The organism is Anoxybacillus sp. EFIL (assembly GCF_013096955.1).
Lineage (GTDB): Bacteria > Bacillota > Bacilli > Bacillales > Anoxybacillaceae > Anoxybacillus > Anoxybacillus ayderensis.
In genome coordinates, this window is sequence record NZ_SDLH01000002.1 from 249,668 (window position 1) to 274,072 (window position 24,405).

The following is a 24,405-nucleotide window of genomic DNA, read 5'->3' on the forward strand; positions in this document are numbered from 1 at the left end:
GGTGCATGGAAAAACATTACACATTCTTGAGTTTGATAAAGTGAAAGCACAGCTTGCGGAATATGTATCTTCCTCGTTAGGAAAAGAAAAAGTCGTAGCGCTTATGCCATCATCACATGTAGAAGAAGTGGTGCGCTGGCAAGAAGAAACGGACGAAGCAGCAACGGTTCTTCGCTTACGTGGTCACGTCCCACTTGGTGGTATATTTGACGTACGGATGCAAACGAAACGTGCAAGCATCGGAGGAACGCTCAGTCCACATGAGCTACTCGATGTCGCGAGTACGATGCGAGCGGCAAGACAGTTAAAAAAATTTTTAGAAGGGACCGAGGCAGAGCTTCCGCACATGATCGCATATGCCGAGCAAATCGTCCCACTCGTTGAGCTTGAGCAACATATATATCGTTGTATTGATGAAAGCGGGGAAGTGCTTGATGAAGCAAGTGACCGGCTTCGTTCGCTGCGCCACCAACTACGTACGATTGAAGGACGAGTGCGCGATAAGTTAGAGAGCATTATTCGCTCATCATCCGCGCAAAAAACATTGTCGGATGCAATCATTACGATTCGTAACGACCGGTACGTCATTCCAGTCAAACAAGAATATCGTCATACGTATGGTGGAATTGTACATGATCAGTCCTCATCTGGGGCTACGTTATTTATCGAGCCGCAATCGGTTGTAGAACTAAACAATGAACTGCAACAATTGCGTGTAAAAGAAAAACAAGAAATTGAACGGATTTTAAGTGAATTATCTGCCTCTGTGGGAGAGCAGGCGGAAATAATTATTAGAAACGTCGAATTGCTTGCACAGCTTGACTTTTTATTTGCCAAGGCAAAATACGCAAAAGCGATAAAAGCAACAAAACCGAAGATGAATGAGCGCGGATATATTCGGCTCATTCAAGCCCGACATCCGCTTATTCCACCTGATCAAGTCGTTCCAAACGATATTGAACTAGGGAGCGACTATACGACAATGGTAATTACAGGACCGAATACAGGAGGAAAAACGGTCACGTTAAAAACGATTGGCTTGTTTACTGTCATGGCGCAAGCTGGATTGCAAGTACCCGCTTTAGACGGATCGCAGCTGGCCGTATTTCGTTCGGTGTATGCCGATATTGGAGATGAGCAATCGATTGAACAAAGTTTAAGTACGTTTTCTTCTCATATGGTCAATATTGTTGAGATTTTAAAACAGGTGGACGAGCATAGCCTCGTTTTATTTGATGAGCTTGGTGCAGGAACGGATCCACAAGAAGGTGCAGCGTTAGCCATTGCTATTTTAGATGAAGTGCATAACCGTGGCGCCCGCGTCGTAGCGACAACACACTATCCTGAATTAAAAGCATACGGCTATAATCGTCGTGGTGTGATGAATGCAAGCGTTGAATTTGACATCGAAACGTTAAGTCCGACGTATAAACTATTGATCGGTATTCCCGGTCGAAGCAATGCGCTTGATATTTCTCGTCGGCTCGGATTAGATGAACATATTATTGCGCGCGCACGCACGTATATTAGTGCGGAAAACAATGAAGTCGAAAATATGATTGCTTCTCTAGAGCAAAGTAAAAAGCGGGCAGAAGAAGAGTGGGAGCGAGCAGAAAAACTTCGTCAAGAAGCGGAACAGTTGCGAAACGAATTAGAAAAGCAGTGGAACGAATGGCATGAACAACGTGATCGTTTGCTAGAAAAAGCGAAAGAAGAAGCAGAACTGATTGTGAAAAGAGCGATGAAAACCGCAGAAGAAGTCATTCAAAACCTTCGCGAGATGCAAAAACAACAAGCGGTCGCGATGAAAGAACATGAACTCATCGATGCGCGTAAAAAGCTAGAAGAAGCTATACCACAAATCGACACGAAAAAGAAAAAGCGAGTGCAGAAAGAAAAGCAACCTTTACAACCTGGTGATGAAGTGAAAGTCACCCACCTCAATCAAAAAGGGCAGTTGATTGAGAAAGTATCCGACAAAGAGTGGCTTGTGCAAATCGGTATTTTAAAAATGAAAGTGGATGAAGAAAATTTGCAGTATGTAAGCAGTCCAACGCCAATGGAGACAAAGCCGATTGCGACGGTGAAAGGACGCGATTATCACGTTCCGCTTGAGCTAGATTTGCGTGGTGAACGATATGAAGATGCGTTGCTTCGCGTTGAAAAGTATATTGATGACGCAGTATTAGCAGGGTACCCACGCGTGTCCATTATTCACGGAAAAGGAACAGGCGCACTTCGAAAAGGGGTGCAACAATATTTACAAAATCATCGTTCGGTGAAAAGCATTCGGTTTGGTGAAGCGACTGAAGGGGGAACAGGCGTCACCATTGTCGAATTACGATGACAGGAGGAACTATGAGCGCTTTTTGGGAAAATGAAATGATTCATATTGCTGCCAATTTTAGTGTCGTCATTTTATGTTTAGTTTTATTTTTAGCTATTTTTGAGCTTGTGACGAAATATAAAAACTGGGAAGAAATTAAAAAAGGAAATATGGCGGTAGCGATGGCGACAGGCGGAAAAATATTTGGTATTGCGAATATTTTTCGTTATTCAATCGATCATCACGATTCACTATTAACGATGATCGGTTGGGGGATTTATGGCTTTGTTTTGCTTTTAGTCGGTTATTTTATTTATGAGTTTTTAACACCAAAGTTTAACATTGACGATGAAATTGCCAACGATAATCGCGCGGTAGGATTTATTTCGATGGTCATTTCCATCGGTTTGTCGTTTGTCATCGGAGCAAGTATACGGTGAGAGGAGAAAGAAATGGAAACGTTAGCGAAAGTATTGCTTGTATTGTGCGGTGTATTTTTACTTATAGGTGTCATATACCTTACGTTTTTTGCATAAAAGGTGTCAGTAGGCACCTTTTTTTATTTTTTAATTTTTTTGATACAAAAATTTCAGAAAATATTATAAAATATAAATAATCTTATAGTAAAAGGGGGAAGAGAAATGGAGAAGCCATGGCTAGCGTTATATCCTCAGCAAGTTCCTCATTCAATTGATTATCCGCGCAAGCCGTTGCAACAATTTTTAAAAGAAGCGGCGGAGCAGTTTCCGCACAAAACAGCGATTCACTTTTTAGGAAAGGAGTTGACGTACAAAGAAATATATGAGCAAGCGATCAAGTTAGCGTCGTATTTGCAACAGCTCGGTTTAGAAAAAGGCGATCGCGTATCGATTATGTTGCCAAATTGTCCTCAAGCGGTCATTAGCTATTATGCCGTTTTGTTTGCAGGTGGTATTGTCGTGCAAACAAATCCGCTATATACCGAGCGAGAGTTGCAATATCAGTTAAATGACAGCGGTGCAAAAATTATTATTGCTCTTGATTTACTTTATCCAAGAATCATAAAAGTGAAAGCGCATACAAATGTTGAACATATGATCATTACAAGTATAAAAGATTATTTACCGTTTCCGAAAAACGTATTATATCCGTTTGTACAAAAGAAACAAACAGGAATGATTGTGCGCGTCAAACATGAAGGAGATTGTCATTTGTTTACGAAAGCATTATCGTTAGCGAGTGGAAAAGTAAAAGAAGCGCATGTTGATCCGGTCGAAGATGTTGCTCTGCTTCAATATACAGGTGGAACGACAGGATTTCCGAAGGCGGCCATGCTTACACACTATAATTTAACAGCAAACACGTTTATGTGTACAAAATGGATGTATAAATGTGAGCGCGGCAATGAATCGATTCTCGGAGTGCTTCCGTTTTTCCACGTATATGGGATGACGGCGGTCATGAACTTATCCATTATGGAAGGATATAAAATGATTTTATTGCCAAAGTTTGATGTTGAAACGACGTTAAAAACGATCGAAAAACAGCGGCCAACGCTATTTCCGGGGGCGCCAACAATTTACATCGCGCTACTGAACCACCCGAGTTTGAAAAAATACGATTTATCATCGATTAAAATATGTATTAGCGGCTCAGCTCCACTTCCAGTTGAAGTGCAAGAACAATTTGAAACGGTAACAGGCGGAAAAATTATTGAAGGATACGGTTTAACAGAAGCATCCCCTGTGACGCATTCCAATTTCATTTGGGATGGAAAACGAATCAAAGGAAGTATCGGTGTGCCTTGGCCAGATACAGAGGCGATGATCGTTTCATTAGAAACAGGTGAGCGGGCAAATGTAAATGAAATCGGAGAAATTGTTGTTCGTGGACCGCAAGTGATGAAAGGGTATTGGAATCGCCCAGAAGAAACGGCTGCGACGCTTCGGGACGGATGGCTATATACAGGTGACTTAGGCTATATGAACGACGAAGGTTATTTCTTTGTTGTAGATCGGAAAAAAGATATGATTATTGCGAGCGGTTATAACGTATATCCGCGCGAAGTAGAAGAAGTGTTATATGAGCATCCGAAAGTGCAAGAAGCGGTCGTCATTGGTGTCCCTGATGCTTATCGCGGTGAGACGGTAAAAGCATTTATTGTGCTGAAAGAAGGAGAACAGTGCACAGAAGAAGAGCTTGACCAATTTATGAGAAGTAAATTGGCGGCATATAAAGTGCCACGCATTTATGAATTTAGAAAAGAATTGCCAAAAACAGCAGTCGGAAAAATATTGCGCCGTGCGCTTGTTGAAGAAGAAAAAGAAAAGCAAAAATAACCTTTGCACGTTTTTTCTTGACACGCTTTTGACCTCTCTTTAAAATAAAAATATGAATGATTGTTCATTCATATTTTTGAAAGGGAGAATGCAAAGTTGAAACGCGATAAACCGAAGTTTAAACAAATTATTGATGCAGCTGTGATCGTCATTGCTGAAAATGGCTACCATCAAGCGCAAGTCTCGAAAATTGCGAAACAAGCGGGTGTAGCGGATGGTACGATCTACTTGTATTTTAAAAATAAAGAAGATATTTTAATTTCGTTGTTTCAAGAAAAAATGGGATATTTTATCGAAAAAATTGAAGAAGAAATAGAAGGAATTTCGAGTCCGTCGGAGAAGTTGTTCTTGTTGATTCAAAAACATTTTCAAATGTTAGCGGCAGAGCCGCATTTAGCAATCGTTACCCAATTGGAACTTCGACAATCGAATAAATCGTTACGTCTGAAAATTAACGAAATTTTGAAAGGATATTTGAAAGTAGTCGATCGTATTGTACAAGAAGGGATTGACAAAGGGGAATTTCGTTCGGATTTAGACGTACGGCTTACGCGTCAAATGATTTTCGGAACCATTGACGAAATGGTGACGACATGGGTAATGAATGAGCAAAAATATGATCTTGTCGCATTAGCAAGACCGGTTCATCAGTTGTTAACGAAAGGTTGTTGTGTATAAACAACAACCTTCCGGATATATACGAAGGAGGGGGAACATGTTTTCCGTTCAACAAGAGGGGTATGTGACAATTTTGACGCTTCATCGTCCGCCAGCCAATGCCTTAGCCTCTTCTGTTTTGAAAGAGCTTTCAGAACGGCTTGATACACTAAAAGAAGATGATCAAGTGCGTGTCATTGTTCTTCATGGGGAAGGAAGATTTTTTTCAGCTGGTGCGGATATTAAAGAATTTACAGCGATTGATGCGAGCGAACAAGCGGCTGAACTCGCTCGTGCAGGGCAACAAGTGATGGAGAAAATTGAACAGTTTCCGAAACCGATTATTGCGGCCATTCACGGTGCCGCACTCGGTGGAGGTTTAGAGTTGGCGATGAGTTGCCATCTGCGCATCGTATCTGAAACTGCTAAACTTGGTTTGCCAGAACTACAGCTTGGCATTATTCCTGGATTTGCAGGTACGCAGCGTTTGTTGCGCCACGTCGGTATGGCAAAAGCGTTAGAAATGATGTGGACAAGCGAACCGATAACAGGAGTAGAAGCTGTTCAATGGGGGCTAGCAAATCAAGCGGTGCCAGAAGAACAGTTGCTTCATACAGCAAAGCAACTTGCACAAAAAATTGCTCAAAAGAGCCCGATTTCTGTTCAAGCGGTATTGCAGCTTGTTAATGAGGCAAGAACAAAAATGTTCCACGAATGTGTGGAAAAAGAGGCGCAACTTTTTGGGCAAGTATTTGTCACGGAAGATGCGAAAGAAGGTATTTCTGCATTTATTGAAAAACGGACACCACAGTTCCGAGGAAAATAAGAGGGGGAGAGAAGCATGAATATTTTCGTATTAATGAAACGTACATTTGATACGGAAGAAAAAATTGTGATTCAAAATGGGAAAGTAAGTGAAGAAGGTGCGGAATTTATCATTAATCCGTACGATGAATATGCGATTGAAGAAGCGATTCAAGTGCGCGATCAACACGGTGGAGAAGTGACAGTTGTCACCGTCGGGAACGAAGATGCGGAAAAAGAGCTTCGCACAGCGCTTGCGATGGGGGCCGATAAAGCGGTGCTCATTAACATTGAAGACGATGTAGAAAACCGCGATCAATATACAACGGCAAAAGTGCTTGCGGAGTATTTAAAAGATAAAGAAGCCGATTTAATTTTAGCAGGGAACGTAGCGATTGACGGTGGTTCAGGTCAAGTCGGCCCACGCGTTGCTGAATTGTTAGGCATTCCTTACGTAACGACAATTACGAAACTAGAAATTGATGGAACAAATGTGAAAGTGGTGCGCGATGTTGAAGGGGACGAAGAAGTGATTGAAACATCGTTACCGTTATTAGTGACGGCGCAACAAGGTTTAAATGAACCGCGTTATCCGTCATTGCCGGGCATTATGAAAGCGAAAAAGAAACCGCTTGAGGAATTAGAGCTTGATGATTTGGATTTGGAAGAAGAAGATGTCGAAGCGAAAACGAAAACGATTGAAATCTTTTTACCATCGAAAAAAGAAGCGGGGAAAATTTTACAAGGTGACATTTCGGAGCAAGTAAAAGAACTCGTTTCACTTCTTCATACGGAAGCAAAAGTCATTTAATAGGGGGATGGGGATTATGGCAAGAAAAGTGTTAACATTAGCTGAAGTGCGCGATGGAGCGTTGCGCAACGTATCGTTTGAAGCAATTGCTGCGGCAAAAACGATCGCGGAAGGCGGAGAGGTTGTTTCTGTCGTTGTCGGAGCGAGCGTTCGCTCATTAGCGAATGAGCTCATTGCTTACGGTGCAGACCGTGTCATTGTTGTCGAGCATGAAAAATTAGCGGCTTATACACCAGACGGTTATGCTCAAGCGTTGCAAGCGGTTGTCGAGCAAGAGAAGCCAGAAGGAATTGTATTCGGACATACAGCGCTTGGAAAAGATTTATCGCCAAAACTTGCTGCAAAATGGCAGTCTGGTCTCGTGTCCGACGTTGTTGCTGTTGAAGAAACGGGAGGAAATATCGTTTTTACGAGACCAATTTATTCGGGTAAAGCGTTTGAAAAGAAAATTGTTACAGATGGTTTCATGTTTGTTACCGTTCGTCCGAACAACATCGCTCCACTTGAAAAAGATGAGAGTCGTACAGGTGCGATCGTTGACGTGCAAGTAGATATAAAGGATTTACGCACAATCGTTCGTGACGTTGTGCGAAAAACAGCAGAAGGTGTCGATTTATCTGAAGCGAAGGTGATTGTTGCTGGAGGACGTGGCGTCAAAAGTGCCGAAGGATTCGAGCCATTGAAAGAGTTAGCGAACTTGCTTGGCGGTGCGGTTGGGGCATCGCGTGGGGCGTGCGATGCAGGATATTGCGACTATTCTCTTCAAATCGGTCAAACGGGAAAAGTCGTTACACCAGATTTATATATTGCATGCGGCATTTCTGGTGCTATCCAACATTTAGCAGGCATGTCTAACTCGAAAGTGATCGTAGCGATTAATAAAGATCCAGAAGCGAACATTTTCAAAGTAGCAGACTACGGCATCGTTGGTGACTTATTTGAAGTCGTTCCGCTTTTAATTGAGGAGTTTAAAAAATTAAAAGTACATTCGTAAGGCAGAGCATGATGCTTTGCCTTTTCTTTTCAGCATATTTTTTAACGACAAGGAAATAGTAGAAGCGAAGCAAAAGATTGGCGTAATGAATACGTTCAATGGTATACTATGTGCATGGAACTGAAATGCTTAAGGAGGAATGAAACATGGCAATTGTAAATGCAACAGATCAAACGTTTGTAAATGAAGTAAAAGAAGGAGTTGTGCTCGTTGACTTTTGGGCACCTTGGTGCGGACCTTGCAAAATGATTGCACCTGTATTAGAAGAAGTTGATCGCGAGCTTGGCGGCAAAGTGAAGGTTGTGAAAGTAAACGTCGATGACAACCCAGAAACAGCTGGAAAATTTGGCGTTATGAGCATCCCAACGTTGTTTGTCTTTAAAAATGGTGAAGTTGTCGACAAAACAGTTGGTTTCCAGCCAAAAGAAGCGCTTGTTGGTCTTTTAAGCAAACATTTATAATCGACATGCCTCGGAGAAACCCGAGGTATTTTTTTTGAAATTTTATATTGACATTGAAAATCGTTCTCTACTATAATGATAACGGTTAATGAAAATCGTTATCAAAAAAGGGGGATACATACGAAATGAAAAAACGTCAATTAAAAGCTGTATTTGCCATGTTTTTATTAGCAGGTGGAGTGCTTGCAGGTTGCGGCCAACAAAAAACGGAAACGACAGAGAAGAAGGAAGAAACAAAAGTAGAGGAAAAACAAGAAGAGCAACAACAAGCTGAACCTGAGCAAGCAGAAGAGCAAGTAAACGTTCAAGCGTTCATTGATGCTTATAAAGCGATCAAAGCAGAAACAGAAAAAGCGAAAGAAGGACAACCAGTTGATTGGAGCCTTGTGGAAAAAACATATACAGAGCAACTACAAAAGCCAATTAACGAACTAGATGGTACATTTGCCCAAACGATTGAAGCAGCGATTCAAGGTGGAAAAAGCGGAGAGCTAAACGTACATCCAGCGCGCCAAATTGTAGATAAAGTGACGCAGTCGTATTTTTATCAGTTGCAAAAGAAATTGCAAAAAGACGTTGTAGCTGCACTTGAAGCTGGCGACCAACAAAAAGCGACAACATTGTTCGAACAAATTAAGTTGCTAGCAGCGGAAATTTTCGTTCCAACAGCGATGAAACGTGATGAATATTATCAATTAACAGGAGAATCTAGCCTTGAGCAAAGCATTAACGCTGGTTTAGCTGCGCAAGAAGAAGCGTTAAAAGCAAATAACGTAGATGATTTTAAAGTGTACATTCAGTTAACGGATAAATCGATCTATCGCAGCTTCTATTTAGCATCAAAATCATATGCTGAAAAAATTGAAGCAGGTGTGAAAGAAGGTAAAGCAGAAGATGAGCTAAAAGGTCAACAAGCAGAAGCGTGGGGCTTTTTACAAGCGATCAAAGGCTCTTTAGCTGAAGGAGATGAAGCTGCAACAACTCGTTTAGATGAGATTTTATCATTGAATAATGATTACAAAAACATTAAAGCAGAAGAAGTAAGCGCATTATATGCAAAAGCGTTGTTTGGCAAAATGAAAGGCTATCATGAAAAAGCATCGGCACAGTTAGACGAAAATAACGTTGTCGAAGCGAAAGCAAAAGCGTTAGAAGGAAACATGTTCTTAAAGGCGATCGAATTAGATGTGAAAGCAAAATTAGGTGAGCAAAAGGCTGCAGACGTGTTTGCTACTGCAGAAAAATGGTATAACGCCATTGCTGAAAACAAAAAAGATGAAGCTGCTCAACATAGCAAAGCTGTGCTTGATGCTGTCAGTGCGATCATTCAATAAAAAAGAGCCGCGCATAACACGCGGCTTTTTTATTATGATACAATAGTAGCGCATAAACGATGAGGGAGTCAGATAAATGGCAAAAGTATGTATCACAGGTGGAGCAGGATTTATTGGTAGTCATCTAGGAAAAAAAATGCTTGAACTTGGACATGAACTTGTTGTGATCGACAACTTCCAGCCATATTACTCAACATATCGGAAACAGCGTCAGCTTCAACAAATAAAAGACGTCGGTTTTTTTCACTTTTACGATGTAGATATTTTGCAAGCGGATGTTTTAAAACAAATTTTTTTACATCACCGCCCTAATGTTGTGTTTCATTTAGCAGCGTTACCTGGCGTACAGCCATCATTAACGGAGCCGCTTGCGTATATTGACTACGATGTGAAAGCGACAGTAAACGTATTGCAAGCAGCAGGGGAGGCGGAGGTTGAGCATGTGTTGTTCGCCTCTTCTTCTTCTGTGTACGGCGATCAAGCGTTTCAGCCATTAAAAGAAGATATGGCGAATGGACAAGTCGTTTCCCCGTATGCAGCGGCAAAATATAGTGCGGAATCGTTTTGCCATGCATATGCGCATATATACGGTTACACGATGACGATTTTTCGTTATTTTACTGTATACGGACCGTGGGGGCGGCCGGATATGGCCATTAGCAAATTTATTCGTCAATTGTTGCGCGACGAGCCGATTACCGTTTACGGTGAACATACCGCTCGCGATTATACGTTTATTGATGACATTGTTGATGGAATGATTCGAGCGCTAGATCGGAAAGGGGCAAGTGATGTGTTTAACCTTGGGGCTGGTCAACCGGTGACGATGAAGCAGTTGCTTGCAGAGTTCCAAGCTCATTTTCCACATATGCGCATTCATTACGAACCTTCTCGGCTTGGCGATGTTGTCGCTACATGGGCGGATATTACGAAAGCGAAAGAACAGCTCGGATATGAGCCGCGCGTATCGTTACGAGAAGGATTAGCAAAGACGATTGAATGGGCGAAGCAATATGAAAAATAAACAAATCAACATCGTGATACGGCTCATTAGCTTTCTGTTTATTGCAATGTTTATATGGATGACTGTTCAACATTTTAATGCCCAACTGTTGTTCGATCTTATGCACACGCTTGTTTCGCAACCGTGGCATGCAAGTTATATGTTCATCATGTATGGGCTTGCCTTTGTTTTGCGTGCAATGGCATGGAAATGGTATTTGCCTCAGGCTCGTTTTCAAACGTGTATCGATGGGTTATTTGCTAGTTTATTTATCAATCACATTTTTCCGATTAAAATTGGCGATGCTGCTCGCATTGGCATATGCGCAAGGCGAGATCGCATCTCGTTTGCGATTGTTGCCGAGTCTGTCATTGTATTACGCCTTCTCGATTTGCTTGTTTTATTTTTCTTTGCTTTTTTTGGTGCAGTCGTTTATATGCACACCGTTATTCGTTCCGCCGTTATTTTTCCCCTCGTTTTCGGCGGTATCGTTATGTTGTTTTTCGTCCTTCGACGCATCGACTTGTCATGGCTACAAAAACATAAACAACATTGGAACATGATATGGAAAAGCCGTCGCTTTGTGCCGATTGTTGTTGCTGTTGTTTTCAGTTGGATATGTGAAGCTGTCGTTTTGTTTGAAATGGCGAAAATGGTTGCCTTTCCACTTTCATTTGCTCAATCGTTATGGGTAAATAGTATGACCGTTGGAGGACAAATATTTCAAATGACTCCTGGAGGATTAGCTACGTATGAAGCCGTTATGGCATTTGCGTTAACGCGCATTCATCCGTATTGGGAACAAGCATACGCCCTTGCGTTAGTGACCCATTTGTTTAAATTTTTATTTTCTTATGTCGTCGGACTATATGTATGGTTTCGCATCCCGACATTATGGACATTCGTTCGAAAGGAGGACGCAGCGTGAAAAAAGCATCGAAGTTTGAAAAAATAGCGGCAAGATGTTGGAACTTATTAAATGAAGGAAAACCATTTACTCCAATTTTTGTCATCGGAACGATCGTTCTTTTTCATTTATTTGATGGTATGACGTTGGAAGAAGGGGAAAAGTTATTTCGTAGCTTTTTACTCACCATCCCCCTTTTCGTTTTGTACTACGTATATGACTATCCGTTATTTTTACGTAACTATTTATGGGTTCCGTACGTCATGTTTTTAATGATTTGGTCTTTCGTTCCAACGAGCTTACTTTTGCTTGCTGTCAGTCTCTACTTCTTTTTTACCGTTTTCTTTTGGGGAACGTTATATTATCATTTACGCATTGGAACAACGTGGTTGAACTTCACTCGCTTTTGGAAACTCGTATTAAAAAATAGCGACTCTACAAGCGGAAATGCACAAGAACAATTACCGAAAGTGTTGCTTCTTCTTTCTATGTGGGAATACGGGATGCAACATGATGTACATGTTCCGTCATTCATTGCTTTTTACGCATTTGTTTTCATATGGTCGTTTGTTTTGCATCGCTATTTATTTGACTGGAAACCGAAAGTCATCGATCAGTACACGAACAATGTGCCGACAAATGATAAGCCGTTGAGTGATCGCGTCATCGTCCTCGTGATTGATGGGATGAGAAAAGATCGTTTTGAACAAGCAAACGCTCCATTTTTAAAATCGCTCCGTGCCAACGGAACAGATTTTACACAAATGGAAACAGTATATCCTGCTCGGACGGTCGTTTGTTTTACGTCGATGCTTACAGGAACGTATCCGTTTGAGCACGGTATTCGTTCAAATATGGTATGGAAGTTAGGCATTCGAGTAGAAAGTATTTTTGATTCACTTCGAAAAGCAGGGAAAAAAGGAAAAGTGCTCGGTATCGCTCATCTTGTCGATTCCCTAGGAAATGATGTCGAAACAGTGACAGCTGTCATGCATAACGATGTGGCAGACCGTAACATTATGGAGCGAGCGAAACAAATCATGGCCGAACAAGATTTAGATTTATTTGTTGTTCAATTTATTGGAACGGATCAAACCGGTCATAGTCGCGGTGTACATTATGATGAGTATGTGCAAAAAATTGAAGAAGTTGATCGGCTCATTCAACAATTTGTTGAATGGTTGCATGAGCAAGGGAAAATGGACAACACGACGCTCATCGTTTGTGCCGATCATGGACAAGCAGATGGCATTGGTGGACACGGCCATTTAGACGAAGGAGAACGATATGTCCCATTTTTCATGTACGGTCCGATGATTGAAAAAGGAAAGCGCATTGACGAAAAACATAGCCTCGTTTCCCTTGCTCCAACGATTGCTTATTTGTTAGGAGCTCCATATCCGAGCCATAGCCGTGGCCCTGTGTTAGTCGAAGCGCTGAAGAAAGAGGGAAGATGATGAAAGTCGTTGTATTTTTGCCTGCACATAACGAGGAAGAAGCGATTGGAGAAGTCATTCGTCGCATTCCGAGACATATTGGATCGAATATAGAAGTGCATGTACTAGTTGTTGACGACGGCTCAACGGATCGTACGGTTGACGTCGCTAAGCAGGCGGGAGCTGATTTCATTTATCGACACGAACGAAATCGTGGGTTAGGGGCAGCTGTACGTACCGGTTTACAACAATGCATCGAACTTGAAGCCGACATCGGTGTCATGATTGATGCAGATAATGAATATCCACCAGAGCAAATCCCAGATCTCATCATGCCTATTTTATGTGGAGAAGCGGATTATACGATGGGTTCTCGCTTTTTAGGAACGATTCATGGGATGAAATGGCATCGCCGCATCGGAAATTATATGTTTACGTTGCTTCAATCCATTTTATTAAAAACATGGATTTACGATGGTCAATCAGGCATGCGGGCTTTTTCACGTGAGGCGATGGAAGAAGCGGAAATTATTCATGATTACAACTACGCTCAAGTATTGACGTTAAATTTAGTTCGCAAAGGATTCCGCTTAAAAGAAGTGCCGATTGTATATCAAGTGAGGACAACAGGTCAGTCGTTTATTAAGTTTACAGCTTACTTAAAACACGTTCTTCCTGCGATCGTGAAAGAAATGTGCCGTCCGGTAAAACGAAAGTATATGCGCTCTGTTCAACAACGCTAGAGAGAGATTCTCTAGCATTTTTTCTTGACAACAATCATGATAATTATTATCATTATCATCGAAGGAGGAGATCGGAGTGAAAAAGTTTTTATTTTTTTGTTTATCAATGATATTAATTTTTACTTCAGCCCCTATGTCTTCGTTCGCTTACTCATACGGTGATCCGAACGAAGAAGCGGTTGCTGAAGCGTATAAAGAGATGGTCGCGAAAGCGCAAGAGGGAAAGTTCGATGAAGTGAAGGCAATTTATGAAACGGTGCAAAAAGAAATTGATATGCATATGGGTCCAGAACCGTCTGCGATTATTTTAGAGGCGATTGAAAATAAAGATGAGGATACGATCGTTTCAGCAATGCAAAAAGTGCTTGTGTTAAACGTTGCGCGCCGTTTAGCAAATGTAGAAAAGAATTTCGATAATTACGATACGAGCAAACGTTTATTAGCGAAAGCATTTGCTACATATAAAGCTCTTTCCCCGATTGTACAACAAAACGATGCCGAGTTAGATGAAAAATTAAAACAACAGTTCGATGTTGCCCTTCAATCGCTCGGAAATCCGGGATTGTTTGGAGTAGGAAAGAAAGAATCGAACATCAATCAATTTAAAGAAAGCAAGCAAACGATTTTGAAAGCGTTGCAAGATCAATTTGAATTAGAAAATATTGAAACGGGTCATTTTACTGAAGAGGATTTAGATCGATTAGCAGCGGCAAAAAAGACGGAATGGACGGATTTGTCGGATGTGAAAAACTGGATTCCGATTATTGCTATTATCGCTGTTATTGTTGCGGTTGTCGTGTATGCCGCGAGAAAACGGAAGTAAAGAAAGGGGGCGCGTGCGTTGGAAGTTCAAGCACTGCTCATTACGTTTCGTGAAGCGTTAGAAGCGCTATTAATTGTTGGAATTATTACATCGTATTTGAAGCGCATTGATCAATCACGTTATGTGAAATATGTTTGGCTTGGCGCAGGGCTAGCTGTGTTTGCAAGCGCGATTGTCGCATTATTATTCCAAGTCGTGCTTACTGGTTTTTCCACGATGGCAAGCGAAATATATTTAAAGGTGAGCATCATCTTCATTTCTTCCATCTTGCTGACGCAAATGGTATTTTGGATGGCAGAGCATAGCAAAGATATAAAAAGTAGTATGGAAGGAAAAATGAGTAAATACGTGTCTAAAGGCGATGTATTTGGCATGGTGATGCATTCGTTTTTAGTTGTATTGCGAGAAGGAGTGGAGACGGTCTTTTTCTTCGCTGCCATTACAGGTGGAAACATCGGGGCGGCGGTGCAAGGATGGGGCGCCATTACTGGTTTAACGATCGCTGCTGTTGTCAGTTACATGTTCTTTAAAGGAACGATGCGCGTACCATTAAAAACGTTTTTTAAAGTCACAGGTGCATTTATTATTTTGATTGCAGCTGGATTGCTTGTACAAGGCATTTCAATGTTGCAAGATTTAAAAATAATCGGTAGCGTCATGCCGCACGTTTACGATATTACATGGTTTATGCCGGAACATCCAATTGATCACGAACATTTCGTGCGCGATACAGGACAAGAACCGATTCTTTCTGGCGACGTCGGTATTTTCTTCAAGGCGTTATTCGGTTATTCATCGATGCCATCGCTTGAAGAAGTGTTAGCATATATTGGTTATTTCGTCGTCATTTATTTACTTGTGAAAACACGTTATGGTGCGAAAGAAGAAAAAAACGAAAAAAATGAGAAGGTGCTTGAACAACAAGTGATGTAAAGTACAAGGGGAGCCTTGTACTTTTTTACTTAGGAGGGTTTATTGTGCGAATCGTTTCAATCATCGTGCTGTTTACCGTATGCGTATCGTATTTCGTCTATGCCAGCCCGTTTGCAGCAACGTGGGATGAAGTGGACTTTGCCCTCGCGCTTGATCGATACGATTTACTTGCGATGCAACCACATTTTCCAGGATACCCGTATTTTATTTTTGGTGGCATGCTTATTCATTCGTTTGTTCACAATGCTGCCAAAGCGCTTGCGATTTGGAACGGATTACTCATGATGAGTGCGACAATTCCTATTTATTTGCTTGCCAAAGCATACGTGGAAAAAAAGTATGCGCTCTTCATGACAGCACTCGTCCAATCGCTTAGCTATGTCATGTTAATTGTTTCACAACCGATGTCGGAGGGGAGTGCTCTCGCTCTTTTATGGTGGTATGTGTGGAGTTTAGAACGGGCGCTTCGCTCGGACCGTGTTCACGTGCAATGGCTACCGTTATTATTATTTAGCATCATGCTTGGTATTCGATTATCATACATTCCTTTTGGCGTTGGTATATTATATGTTTGGTGGAAGCGGAGGTATCGTTTAAAACAGCTTCTGTTATACAGTTTGGCAGCGGTTGCGTTTCAATTCATTTGGATCAGTGCAGTGGCTGCAACAGAAGGAGAAGGTTTTTGGCAGCTTGCATTTTCGTTTGTAACAGGGCATTTTACACAATGGGGAGGAACGGTTTCAACGGATGAAGCGCCGTTTTGGCAGCGAGTATATATGCTTATTTTTTATAATATCATTTGGACAGGCATGGCAAAGCAGTCTGTATGGCTACTTAGTTGTTTTGTTATTTTGTTCTTGATGACGTGGAAGCATATATTTCTTCCGAATTTATATCGTTTGCTTTTATTGACGTATTTTCTTTGGGCGCTATTTGCGCAAAATATTGAAAAGCCAAGGCATATATTGCCGATTGTCATCATCGTTTCATTCTTTTTGTTCACAAGTGCCCTTCAGTCGACATCGCGCCTTCGCCTGACGGTTATGCTCGCTTTACTCGTTTCTCAAACGGTAATCGGCATCCAAGGGGTAAACCATCAAGCGACACAGTTGCCAGCGACGTATCAGTTGGCGTATGATTTTGAACAGAAAGAACAACCGCTTATTTTATTTACGTGGGAAGAGACGCGTGTTCTTGAGTATTTATGTGTTTCTTTTCCTCATGAACGTGTGTTTTCATTTCATGTTTTTCAACGTGACAAAGCCGCATTTTCACATGCGAAAGTGTATGTGACTGATCATGTCGTCAAAGGGTTTCAAGCGCAAGGGATAGACGTTCGTCCATATATTCGCCCGATTCGGACGTATGAATCGAGCTTATTATCTGATCCTGTATATGGGCGCATCACAGTATATGAATGGCGAGAGGAGGAAGAACGTGAATGAGCGATTAAAAGAAAAGTTAGCGATTTTGCCCGATCAGCCGGGCTGCTATTTAATGAAAGATGCACACGGAACAGTCATTTACGTTGGAAAAGCGAAAGTGTTGAAAAATCGTGTTCGATCTTATTTTACAGGCACACATGACGGAAAAACACTTCGCTTAGTGAATGAAATTGCTGATTTTGAATATATCGTGACATCTTCCGATTTAGAAGCGCTCATTTTAGAAATGAACTTAATAAAAAAATACGATCCGAAATATAACGTCATGTTAAAAGATGATAAAAGCTATCCCTTTATTAAAATTACTGGGGAAACGCATCCGCGTCTGATCATTACGCGTACGGTGAAAAAAGATAAAGGGAAATATTTCGGCCCGTATCCAAACGCCCAAGCGGCACATGAAACGAAAAAATTGCTCGATCGTTTATATCCGTTAAGAAAATGTGAGAAGATGCCGAAAAAAGTTTGTTTATATTATCATATGGGACAATGTTTAGGACCGTGTGAATATCACGTATCGGAAGAAGAAAATAAACAAATTGTTGAACAAATTACGCGCTTTTTAAACGGCGGCTATAAAGAAGTCAAAGAGACATTGACAGAAAAGATGATGGAAGCGGCGGAACAGTTACAGTTTGAGCGGGCGAAAGAATACCGCGACCAAATTTCGCATATCGAAACATTAATGGAAAAACAAAAAATGATTTTACACGATTTCGTTGACCGCGACATTTTTGGATATGCGTACGATAAAGGATGGATGTGCGTACAAGTATTTTTTATTCGACAAGGGAAGCTCATCGAACGAAACGTGTCGATGTTTCCGCTGTACCAAGAGCCGGAAGAAGAATTTTTAACGTTTTTAGGTCAATTTTACAGTAAACATTATCATTTAAAGCCACGCGAAGTTGTATTGCCACGAGAAATCGATGGAGAAATGGCGGCGAAATTGCTCGATGTGAACGTTACACAGCCGAAAAGCGGCAAAAAGAAAGAACTCGTCGACTTAGCTTGTAAAAATGCGCACATTGCGCTGCAAGAAAAGTTCTTTTTAATTGAACGTGACGAAGAACGAACGATTCGCGCGGTTGAACGGCTAGGTGAAGCGCTCGGGATTCCGACACCTCATCGGATTGAGGCGTTTGACAATTCAAACATTCAAGGAACAGACGCTGTTGCCGCCATGGTCGTATTTATTGACGGAAAGCCGGAAAAAAAAGAATATCGTAAATATAAAATAAAAACGGTGCAAGGGGCAGATGATTACGAGTCGATGCGCGAAGTCATTCGCCGACGCTATACTCGTGTATTACGCGAACGTTTACCGCTCCCTCATCTCATTGTTGTCGATGGAGGAAAAGGGCAAATACAAGCCGCAAAAGAAGTGTTGGAATGCGAACTTGGGTTATCAATTCCGATCGCTGGGTTAGTGAAAGACGAGAAACATCGGACATCCCATTTCCTTTTTGGTGATCCACCGAGCATCGTTTCATTAGAGAAAAATAGTCAAGAGTTTTATTTGCTGCAGCGCATTCAAGAAGAAGTGCACCGATTTGCGATTACATTTCATCGGCAAGTTCGTTCAAAATCTGCGTTTCATTCCATTCTCGATCAAATTCCGGGAGTTGGTGCAAAAAGAAAACAAGCGCTATTGCAACATTTCGGATCGATTAAAAAAATGAAAGAGGCAACGGTTGAACAGCTTCAAGAAGCGAACATTCCAAAACATGTGGCACAAAAAATTTACGAAACGCTTCAAACGTACGAAAGCTGACCGTCATCGGTCAGCTTCATCTTTTCGGTCCCATTTGACTGTGAATAAAACGGTTTTAGCGCGCCGCTTTTGCTGTTCAAACGCTTCTGTGACATATCCTTTTTGCTGTTCAAACTGTTGGGCAAGAAAGCCCGCCTCAAGTTGAAATGTGCACTCTTCACTATAATCGAACCGCATCGCAACGAGCGGTCCTTCTAATCGAAGTTCACATTGATCTTTTTTCTCTTCAAGCAACGATAAATTTCCCCAACCCGCTTGTTCAAAAAAAGCAATGACATCATCGATTGTAGCTAGCGGGTATTTTCTCGCTAAATCTTTTCCTGCCCAATACAAAATAAATGGCGTTTCTTTTCCGAACAAATTTGGCAACAATTCTTGCCGAAATAAAAAGTCGCTAAAAGCAGAAATATTCATTTGTTTCCACTGTTCATGCCCGCTCACGTTCAATTCCCCTCTCTATTTTTTCATTATAGCGCACAACAACATGAAAAACAGTATTGACTTTTCTTTTATTTCGGACTTCACTAGAAGTATAGTTGTTTTAAAATTTTAAATGATTGAACATTTCGTGAACACCTTTTCTTGACGCTCCTACATTCTGGGAGTACAATGAATGTGACAATGATCAATGGAAATGGAAGTGTTTACACTTCTATTGTTCATTGTCTAGTAGATGCGGATGGGAGCTCATAGAAAAGGAAGATGACAATTTCAAGGGGGGTTATGTATGGCACAAAATCGAGAGTTTTTTTATCGTCGACTCCATTCATTGCTCGGAGTCATTCCAGTCGGGCTGTTTTTAACACAGCATTTAGTTGTTAACCATTTTGCAACAAGAGGAGCAGACGCATTTAACAAGGCGGCCGCTTTTATGGAGCAGCTACCGTTTCGTTACTTTTTAGAAATTTTCGTTATTTTTCTTCCGCTATTATTTCATGCCATCTATGGGCTATATATCGCATTTACGGCACAAAACAATGTCAGTCGTTACGGATATTTTCGTAACTGGATGTTTATGTTGCAACGCTTAACGGGGATTATTACGCTCATTTTCGTCGTCTGGCACGTATGGGAAACGCGCGTTCAAGCTGCATTTGGTGCGGAAGTGAACTATGATATGATGGCGAACATCGTTGCGAACCCGTTTATGCTTGCATTTTATATTGTTGGAATCGTTTCTGCGGTATTTCACTTTGCAAATGGGCTATGGTCGTTTTTTGTTAGCTGGGGTATTACAGTGACTCCTCGTTCACAACAAATTTCTACATACGTGACAATGGGGATTTTTGTCGCGCTTTCGATCGTTGGTATACGCGCGATTTTAGCATTCGTTTAATCCACAACATTGAAGGAGTGAGGAGACATGAGTAAAGGAAAAATTATCGTTGTTGGTGGGGGTCTTGCCGGCTTAATGGCAACAATTAAAATTGCCGAAGCAGGCGTAAAAGTAGATTTATTTTCATTAGTTCCTGTGAAGCGGTCTCACTCTGTTTGTGCACAAGGTGGCATTAACGGTGCGGTCAATACAAAAGGAGAAGGGGACTCTCCGTGGGAACACTTCGATGATACAGTATATGGTGGGGACTTTTTAGCGGATCAACCTCCAGTAAAAGCGATGTGTGAAGCGGCCCCAGGCATTATTCATTTGCTTGATCGCATGGGTGTCATGTTCAACCGTACGCCAGAGGGATTGCTTGATTTCCGTCGCTTTGGTGGAACGCAGCATCACCGTACTGCATATGCAGGGGCAACGACAGGACAGCAGCTTCTTTACGCGCTTGATGAACAAGTGCGCCGTCACGAAGTCGCTGGTTTAGTGACAAAATATGAAAGTTGGGAGTTTTTAGGTGCTGTTTTAGATGATGAACAAGTATGTCGCGGAATTGTCGCACAAAACTTGACAACGATGGAGATTAAAGCGTTCCCAGCAGATGCGGTCATCATGGCAACAGGTGGTCCAGGGATTATTTTTGGGAAGTCAACAAACTCCATCATTAATACCGGTTCAGCAGCATCGATCGTATATCAACAAGGTGCATATTATGCAAACGGAGAGTTTATCCAAATTCATCCGACAGCTATTCCGGGCGATGATAAGCTTCGTTTAATGAGTGAATCAGCGCGTGGAGAAGGCGGACGAGTTTGGACGTATAAAGACGGAAAACCGTGGTATTTCTTAGAAGAAAAATATCCGGCTTACGGAAACCTCGTTCCACGCGATATTGCGACGCGTGAAATTTTCCATGTGTGTGTCGACTTAAAGCTCGGTATTAACGGCGAAAACATGGTTTATTTAGATTTATCGCATAAAGATCCGAAAGAGCTTGATATTAAGTTAGGTGGCATTATTGAAATTTATGAAAAGTTCATGGGTGAAGATCCAAGAAAAGTACCGATGAAAATATTCCCAGCTGTCCACTATTCAATGGGTGGATTATGGGTTGATTATGATCAAATGACAAACATTAAAGGATTGTTTGCGGCAGGCGAGTGCGACTATTCGATGCACGGCGCTAACCGTCTCGGTGCGAACTCGTTATTATCTGCGATTTATGGTGGAATGGTAGCTGGTCCAAAAGCAGTTGAATATATGAAAGGGCTTGAAAAATCAGCAGATGCAATGCCTTCTTCGTTATATGAACGCTATTTAAAACAAGAACAAGAAAAATGGGCGCAAATTATGGCGATGGACGGCACAGAAAACGCCTACGTCTTGCATAAAGAGCTTGGTGAATGGATGACAGATAACGTCACAGTCGTTCGTTATAATGATAAACTATTAAAAACAGATGAAAAAATTCAAGAATTGCTTGAGCGTTATAAGAACATTAACATTAACGATACAGCGAAATGGAGCAACCAAGGTGCGTCGTTCACACGTCAGCTTTACAACATGTTGCAGCTAGCTCGCGTCATCACGCTTGGCGCTTACAACCGTAACGAAAGCCGTGGAGCGCACTATAAACCAGAGTTTCCTGAGCGAAACGATGAAGAATGGTTAAAAACAACGATGGCAAGCTTCACGCCAGACGGGCCATCATTCCACTATCGCGAAGTGGATACATCACTCATTAAACCGCGCAAGCGCGACTATACGAAAAAGAAAGGGGAAGTGAAATCATGAGCGAAAATAAAACGATTCGGATTATTGTCACAAGACAAGACCGTCCGGATACAGCCCCTTACGAAGAAGAGTTTGTCATTCCGTATCGTCCGAATATGAACATTATTTCGGCGCTCATGGAAATTCGGCGCAATCCGGTCAATGCGAAAGGGGAAAAAACGACGCCTGTTGCTTGGGAAATGAACTGTTTAGAAGAAGTGTGTGGCGCTTGTTCGATGGTGATTAACGGCAAGCCGCGTCAATCGTGTACGGCGCTTGTTGATCAGCTTGAACAGCCTATTCGTTTAGAACCGATGCGCACGTTCCCTGTCATTCGCGACTTGCAAGTCGACCGTAGCCGCATGTTTGATTCGTTGAAAAAAGTAAAAGCATGGATTCCAATCGATGGAACGTACGACTTAGGTCCAGGACCGCGCATGCCAGAGCGCAAACGGCAATGGGCGTATGAGCTATCTAAATGTATGACGTGCGGTGTATGTTTAGAAGCTTGTCCGAACGTGAATAGTAAATCAAACTTTATCGGTCCAGCACCGCTTTCGCAAGTGCGTTTATTTAATGCTCACCCAACAGGAGCAATGCATAAAGCGGAGCGTCTTGAAGCGATTATGGGTGATGGTGGATTAGCGAACTGCGGAAATTCACAAAACTGCGTGCAATCTTGCCCGAAAGGCATTCCGCTCACAACGTCTATTGCGGCATTGAACCGCGCAGCAACGATTCAAATGTTCCGCAATTTCTTCGGTAGCGATGAAGTGTAACAAAAAGGTCGGCTCTTAAAGAGTCGGCCTTATGTTTCATATATAGGGGGGAGAAATTTGAAAATATCTTATATTGATGACGTGAAAGAATGGGAGCAGCGCTTTTCCTTTTTTCATCCGGTGCGCGTCCGCTTTTCTGAAACGGATATGTTTGGACATTTAAACAATACAGTGCCTTTCGTATATTTTGAAGAAGCGCGCATCGCGTTTTTTGAGCATCTCGGTTTTATGGGTGACTGGGTTGGAAAAGAACAAGATGCCATTCCAGTCGTCGCCAACTTACAATGTGATTTTTTACAACAAGTATACTTTGGTGAGCAGCTAAAAATCGGGGTGAAGGTTGCTCATATTGGGAATTCTTCTGTTGATTTACATTATGTTGGAAAAAAACAAAATGGAGCAATCGCATTTACAGGTCGTGGGACGATGGTTCAAATGTCGAAAACGACAGGTAAAGGGGTGCCTTGGGACGAAAGCGCCCGTGCGCGATTAATAGAAAACATGTAACCGTTCAACCCTTTCTTGCATACGATATGTTGACTAAATATATACCCATCCGTTTAGGTCTGGTAAAAGCAAGGAGGGTTATCCAATTGAATCAGAAGCCGCTGCTCACAAAAAGGGAACGGGAAGTATTTGAACTGTTGCTGCAAGACAAAACAACGAAAGAAATTGCTAGTGAACTATTCATTAGCGAAAAAACAGTTCGCAACCACATTTCGAATGCGATGCAAAAGCTTGGGGTAAAGGGGCGCTCACAAGCTGTTGTTGAATTGCTTCGAATGGGAGAACTTGAACTATAAAGAGAACCGGCTCGCCTTTTTAGTTTAGGCAAGCCGGTTTTCTATTGATTTGATGTGTGTTATAATGAAAGATGTTTTGTCATACATCAACAAAGAATGAGGCGAATACATTGGAAAGACCAATTGGAGTGATTGATTCGGGTGTTGGTGGATTAACGGTTGCGCGTGAAATCATGCGCCAGCTACCAAAAGAACAAATTGTATATTTAGGAGATACGGCACGTTGTCCGTACGGTCCGAGACCACGAGAAGAAATTCGACAGTTTACGTGGGAAATGACCGATTATTTGCTCCGCTACGACATCAAAATGCTTGTGATCGCCTGTAATACAGCAACGGCGGTTGTGCTTGAGGAAATTCGGGATGCGCTTCATATTCCTGTCATTGGCGTCGTCCATCCCGGCGCTCGCACCGCGTTAAAAATGACGAAAAATTATCATATCGGCGTCATTGGTACGATCGGGACAGTACAGAGCGGAGCATACGAACAGGCATTAAAGTCAATTAATAGCGATGTAAACGTGGAGAGTTTAGCGTGCCCGAAATTCGTCCCCTTAGTTGAAAGTGGACAGTTTGAAGGGGAGGAAGCGAAGCAAATTGTTGCTCAATCGCTTGAGCCATTAAAAAATCGGCCAATTGATACACTCATTTTAGGGTGCACACATTATCCTTTACTCAGCCCACTTATTCAACAATATATGGGGGATGACGTGAAGCTCATTTGTTCTGGCGATGAAACGGCGCGGGAAGTGAGCACGATTTTGCATCATAGCGGTTTGTTGTACACTGGAAATAAACGTCGAAAGCATATATTTTTAACAACCGGACCAAAAGAAACGTTTCAACACATTGCATCGAAATGGTTTGGTCATCCGATTGAACATGTCGAAACGATCCAATTATCGTAAAATCCTTCGCATATAGCGAAGGGTTTTTTTGTTCTATTTTTTT

The 24,405-nt window shown here is 41.8% G+C and carries 24 protein-coding genes; 23 read left to right on the top strand and 1 reads right to left on the bottom strand.

Features of this window, described 5'->3' with window-relative positions; all coding sequences use genetic code 11:
* The first annotated feature begins 1 nt into the window (after position 1).
* From ES017_RS04335 to uvrC, 17 genes are all read left to right on the top strand, one after another.
* Positions 2 to 2,347, top strand: coding sequence for an endonuclease MutS2 (locus ES017_RS04335; protein WP_171334808.1), 2,346 nt, complete (start codon positions 2 to 4; stop codon positions 2,345 to 2,347).
* An 11-nt stretch (positions 2,348 to 2,358) separates the two neighbouring features.
* Positions 2,359 to 2,766: a DUF350 domain-containing protein gene (locus ES017_RS04340; RefSeq protein WP_009361806.1), complete on the top strand. Its 408-nt coding sequence runs from the start codon at positions 2,359 to 2,361 to the stop codon at positions 2,764 to 2,766.
* Between the two features lie 201 nt (positions 2,767 to 2,967).
* The gene (locus ES017_RS04345) at positions 2,968 to 4,644 is read left to right on the top strand and encodes a long-chain-fatty-acid--CoA ligase (RefSeq protein ID WP_021093814.1); all 1,677 of its coding nucleotides are present in this window, start codon (positions 2,968 to 2,970) and stop codon (positions 4,642 to 4,644) included.
* A 96-nt stretch (positions 4,645 to 4,740) separates the two neighbouring features.
* A complete protein-coding gene (locus ES017_RS04350; RefSeq protein WP_021093815.1) occupies positions 4,741 to 5,322 on the top strand; it encodes a fatty acid metabolism transcriptional regulator FadR in 582 nt (193 codons plus the stop codon).
* Between the two features lie 37 nt (positions 5,323 to 5,359).
* On the top strand, positions 5,360 to 6,127 hold the full coding sequence (locus ES017_RS04355) for an enoyl-CoA hydratase (RefSeq protein ID WP_021093816.1): 768 nt from the start codon (positions 5,360 to 5,362) through the stop codon (positions 6,125 to 6,127).
* Between the two features lie 15 nt (positions 6,128 to 6,142).
* Complete coding sequence (locus tag ES017_RS04360) at positions 6,143 to 6,916, top strand: electron transfer flavoprotein subunit beta/FixA family protein (RefSeq protein ID WP_171334809.1); 774 nt, start codon at positions 6,143 to 6,145, stop codon at positions 6,914 to 6,916.
* Positions 6,917 to 6,932: 16 nt separating this feature from the next.
* Positions 6,933 to 7,910: an electron transfer flavoprotein subunit alpha/FixB family protein gene (locus tag ES017_RS04365; RefSeq protein ID WP_021093818.1), complete on the top strand. Its 978-nt coding sequence runs from the start codon at positions 6,933 to 6,935 to the stop codon at positions 7,908 to 7,910.
* A 146-nt stretch (positions 7,911 to 8,056) separates the two neighbouring features.
* A complete protein-coding gene (trxA, locus tag ES017_RS04370) occupies positions 8,057 to 8,371 on the top strand; it encodes a thioredoxin (protein ID WP_009361800.1) in 315 nt (104 codons plus the stop codon).
* Between the two features lie 125 nt (positions 8,372 to 8,496).
* Positions 8,497 to 9,705 carry a hypothetical protein gene (locus tag ES017_RS04375; protein WP_021093819.1) on the top strand — a complete coding sequence of 403 codons (1,209 nt, stop codon included), beginning with the start codon at positions 8,497 to 8,499 and terminating at the stop codon, positions 9,703 to 9,705.
* 76 nt (positions 9,706 to 9,781) lie between these two features.
* The gene (locus ES017_RS04380) at positions 9,782 to 10,729 is read left to right on the top strand and encodes an NAD-dependent epimerase/dehydratase family protein (protein WP_021093820.1); all 948 of its coding nucleotides are present in this window, start codon (positions 9,782 to 9,784) and stop codon (positions 10,727 to 10,729) included.
* Positions 10,719 to 11,636, top strand: a complete 918-nt coding sequence (locus ES017_RS04385) for a lysylphosphatidylglycerol synthase transmembrane domain-containing protein (protein ID WP_021093821.1) — start codon at positions 10,719 to 10,721, stop codon at positions 11,634 to 11,636. Before ES017_RS04380 ends, ES017_RS04385 begins: the two co-directional genes overlap by 11 nt.
* A complete protein-coding gene (locus tag ES017_RS04390; RefSeq protein ID WP_021093822.1) occupies positions 11,633 to 13,072 on the top strand; it encodes an alkaline phosphatase family protein in 1,440 nt (479 codons plus the stop codon). Before ES017_RS04385 ends, ES017_RS04390 begins: the two co-directional genes overlap by 4 nt.
* On the top strand, positions 13,072 to 13,794 hold the full coding sequence (locus ES017_RS04395) for a glycosyltransferase family 2 protein (RefSeq protein ID WP_021093823.1): 723 nt from the start codon (positions 13,072 to 13,074) through the stop codon (positions 13,792 to 13,794). The genes ES017_RS04390 and ES017_RS04395 overlap by 1 nt, the downstream gene beginning before the upstream one ends.
* 76 nt (positions 13,795 to 13,870) lie before the next feature.
* Entirely contained in the window at positions 13,871 to 14,617 is a 747-nt protein-coding gene (locus tag ES017_RS04400; RefSeq protein ID WP_042534103.1) for a hypothetical protein, read from the top strand.
* Between the two features lie 18 nt (positions 14,618 to 14,635).
* Entirely contained in the window at positions 14,636 to 15,550 is a 915-nt protein-coding gene (locus ES017_RS04405; protein WP_009361793.1) for an FTR1 family iron permease, read from the top strand.
* 44 nt (positions 15,551 to 15,594) lie between these two features.
* Positions 15,595 to 16,995, top strand: coding sequence for a glycosyltransferase family protein (locus tag ES017_RS04410; RefSeq protein WP_171334810.1), 1,401 nt, complete (start codon positions 15,595 to 15,597; stop codon positions 16,993 to 16,995).
* A complete protein-coding gene (gene uvrC / locus ES017_RS04415; protein WP_171334811.1) occupies positions 16,988 to 18,769 on the top strand; it encodes an excinuclease ABC subunit UvrC in 1,782 nt (593 codons plus the stop codon). Before ES017_RS04410 ends, uvrC begins: the two co-directional genes overlap by 8 nt.
* A 3-nt stretch (positions 18,770 to 18,772) precedes the next feature.
* Here the strand turns inward: uvrC and ES017_RS04420 are convergent, their stop codons facing one another.
* A complete protein-coding gene (locus tag ES017_RS04420; protein WP_021093828.1) occupies positions 18,773 to 19,210 on the bottom strand; it encodes a YslB family protein in 438 nt (145 codons plus the stop codon).
* 286 nt (positions 19,211 to 19,496) lie between these two features.
* Between ES017_RS04420 and ES017_RS04425 the strand changes: the two genes are divergently transcribed.
* From ES017_RS04425 to racE, 6 genes are all read left to right on the top strand, one after another.
* Positions 19,497 to 20,105, top strand: coding sequence for a succinate dehydrogenase cytochrome b558 subunit (locus ES017_RS04425; protein WP_006320322.1), 609 nt, complete (start codon positions 19,497 to 19,499; stop codon positions 20,103 to 20,105).
* 27 nt (positions 20,106 to 20,132) lie between these two features.
* Complete coding sequence (gene sdhA, locus ES017_RS04430) at positions 20,133 to 21,893, top strand: succinate dehydrogenase flavoprotein subunit (protein ID WP_021093829.1); 1,761 nt, start codon at positions 20,133 to 20,135, stop codon at positions 21,891 to 21,893.
* Positions 21,890 to 22,651: a succinate dehydrogenase iron-sulfur subunit gene (gene sdhB / locus ES017_RS04435; protein ID WP_009361787.1), complete on the top strand. Its 762-nt coding sequence runs from the start codon at positions 21,890 to 21,892 to the stop codon at positions 22,649 to 22,651. The genes sdhA and sdhB overlap by 4 nt, the downstream gene beginning before the upstream one ends.
* Before the next feature lie 57 nt (positions 22,652 to 22,708).
* Positions 22,709 to 23,158: an acyl-CoA thioesterase gene (locus ES017_RS04440; RefSeq protein WP_003396472.1), complete on the top strand. Its 450-nt coding sequence runs from the start codon at positions 22,709 to 22,711 to the stop codon at positions 23,156 to 23,158.
* 80 nt (positions 23,159 to 23,238) lie between these two features.
* Positions 23,239 to 23,454, top strand: coding sequence for a helix-turn-helix domain-containing protein (locus tag ES017_RS04445; protein ID WP_035044920.1), 216 nt, complete (start codon positions 23,239 to 23,241; stop codon positions 23,452 to 23,454).
* Positions 23,455 to 23,564: 110 nt separating this feature from the next.
* Positions 23,565 to 24,362, top strand: a complete 798-nt coding sequence (gene racE / locus ES017_RS04450) for a glutamate racemase (RefSeq protein WP_003396452.1) — start codon at positions 23,565 to 23,567, stop codon at positions 24,360 to 24,362.
* Positions 24,363 to 24,405 lie beyond the last annotated feature (43 nt).

Bases quoted from the DNA above. Each gene is read 5' to 3' on its own strand.
- ES017_RS04340 (WP_009361806.1), top strand. From the start codon at position 2,359: ATGAGCGCTTTTTGGGAAAATGAAATGATTCATATTGCTGCCAATTTT.
- ES017_RS04345 (WP_021093814.1), top strand. From the start codon at position 2,968: ATGGAGAAGCCATGGCTAGCGTTATATCCTCAGCAAGTTCCTCATTCA.
- ES017_RS04355 (WP_021093816.1), top strand. From the start codon at position 5,360: ATGTTTTCCGTTCAACAAGAGGGGTATGTGACAATTTTGACGCTTCAT.
- ES017_RS04360 (WP_171334809.1), top strand. From the start codon at position 6,143: ATGAATATTTTCGTATTAATGAAACGTACATTTGATACGGAAGAAAAA.
- ES017_RS04365 (WP_021093818.1), top strand. From the start codon at position 6,933: ATGGCAAGAAAAGTGTTAACATTAGCTGAAGTGCGCGATGGAGCGTTG.
- trxA (WP_009361800.1), top strand. From the start codon at position 8,057: ATGGCAATTGTAAATGCAACAGATCAAACGTTTGTAAATGAAGTAAAA.
- ES017_RS04375 (WP_021093819.1), top strand. From the start codon at position 8,497: ATGAAAAAACGTCAATTAAAAGCTGTATTTGCCATGTTTTTATTAGCA.
- ES017_RS04380 (WP_021093820.1), top strand. From the start codon at position 9,782: ATGGCAAAAGTATGTATCACAGGTGGAGCAGGATTTATTGGTAGTCAT.
- ES017_RS04385 (WP_021093821.1), top strand. From the start codon at position 10,719: ATGAAAAATAAACAAATCAACATCGTGATACGGCTCATTAGCTTTCTG.
- ES017_RS04395 (WP_021093823.1), top strand. From the start codon at position 13,072: ATGAAAGTCGTTGTATTTTTGCCTGCACATAACGAGGAAGAAGCGATT.
- ES017_RS04425 (WP_006320322.1), top strand. From the start codon at position 19,497: ATGGCACAAAATCGAGAGTTTTTTTATCGTCGACTCCATTCATTGCTC.
- sdhA (WP_021093829.1), top strand. From the start codon at position 20,133: ATGAGTAAAGGAAAAATTATCGTTGTTGGTGGGGGTCTTGCCGGCTTA.
- sdhB (WP_009361787.1), top strand. From the start codon at position 21,890: ATGAGCGAAAATAAAACGATTCGGATTATTGTCACAAGACAAGACCGT.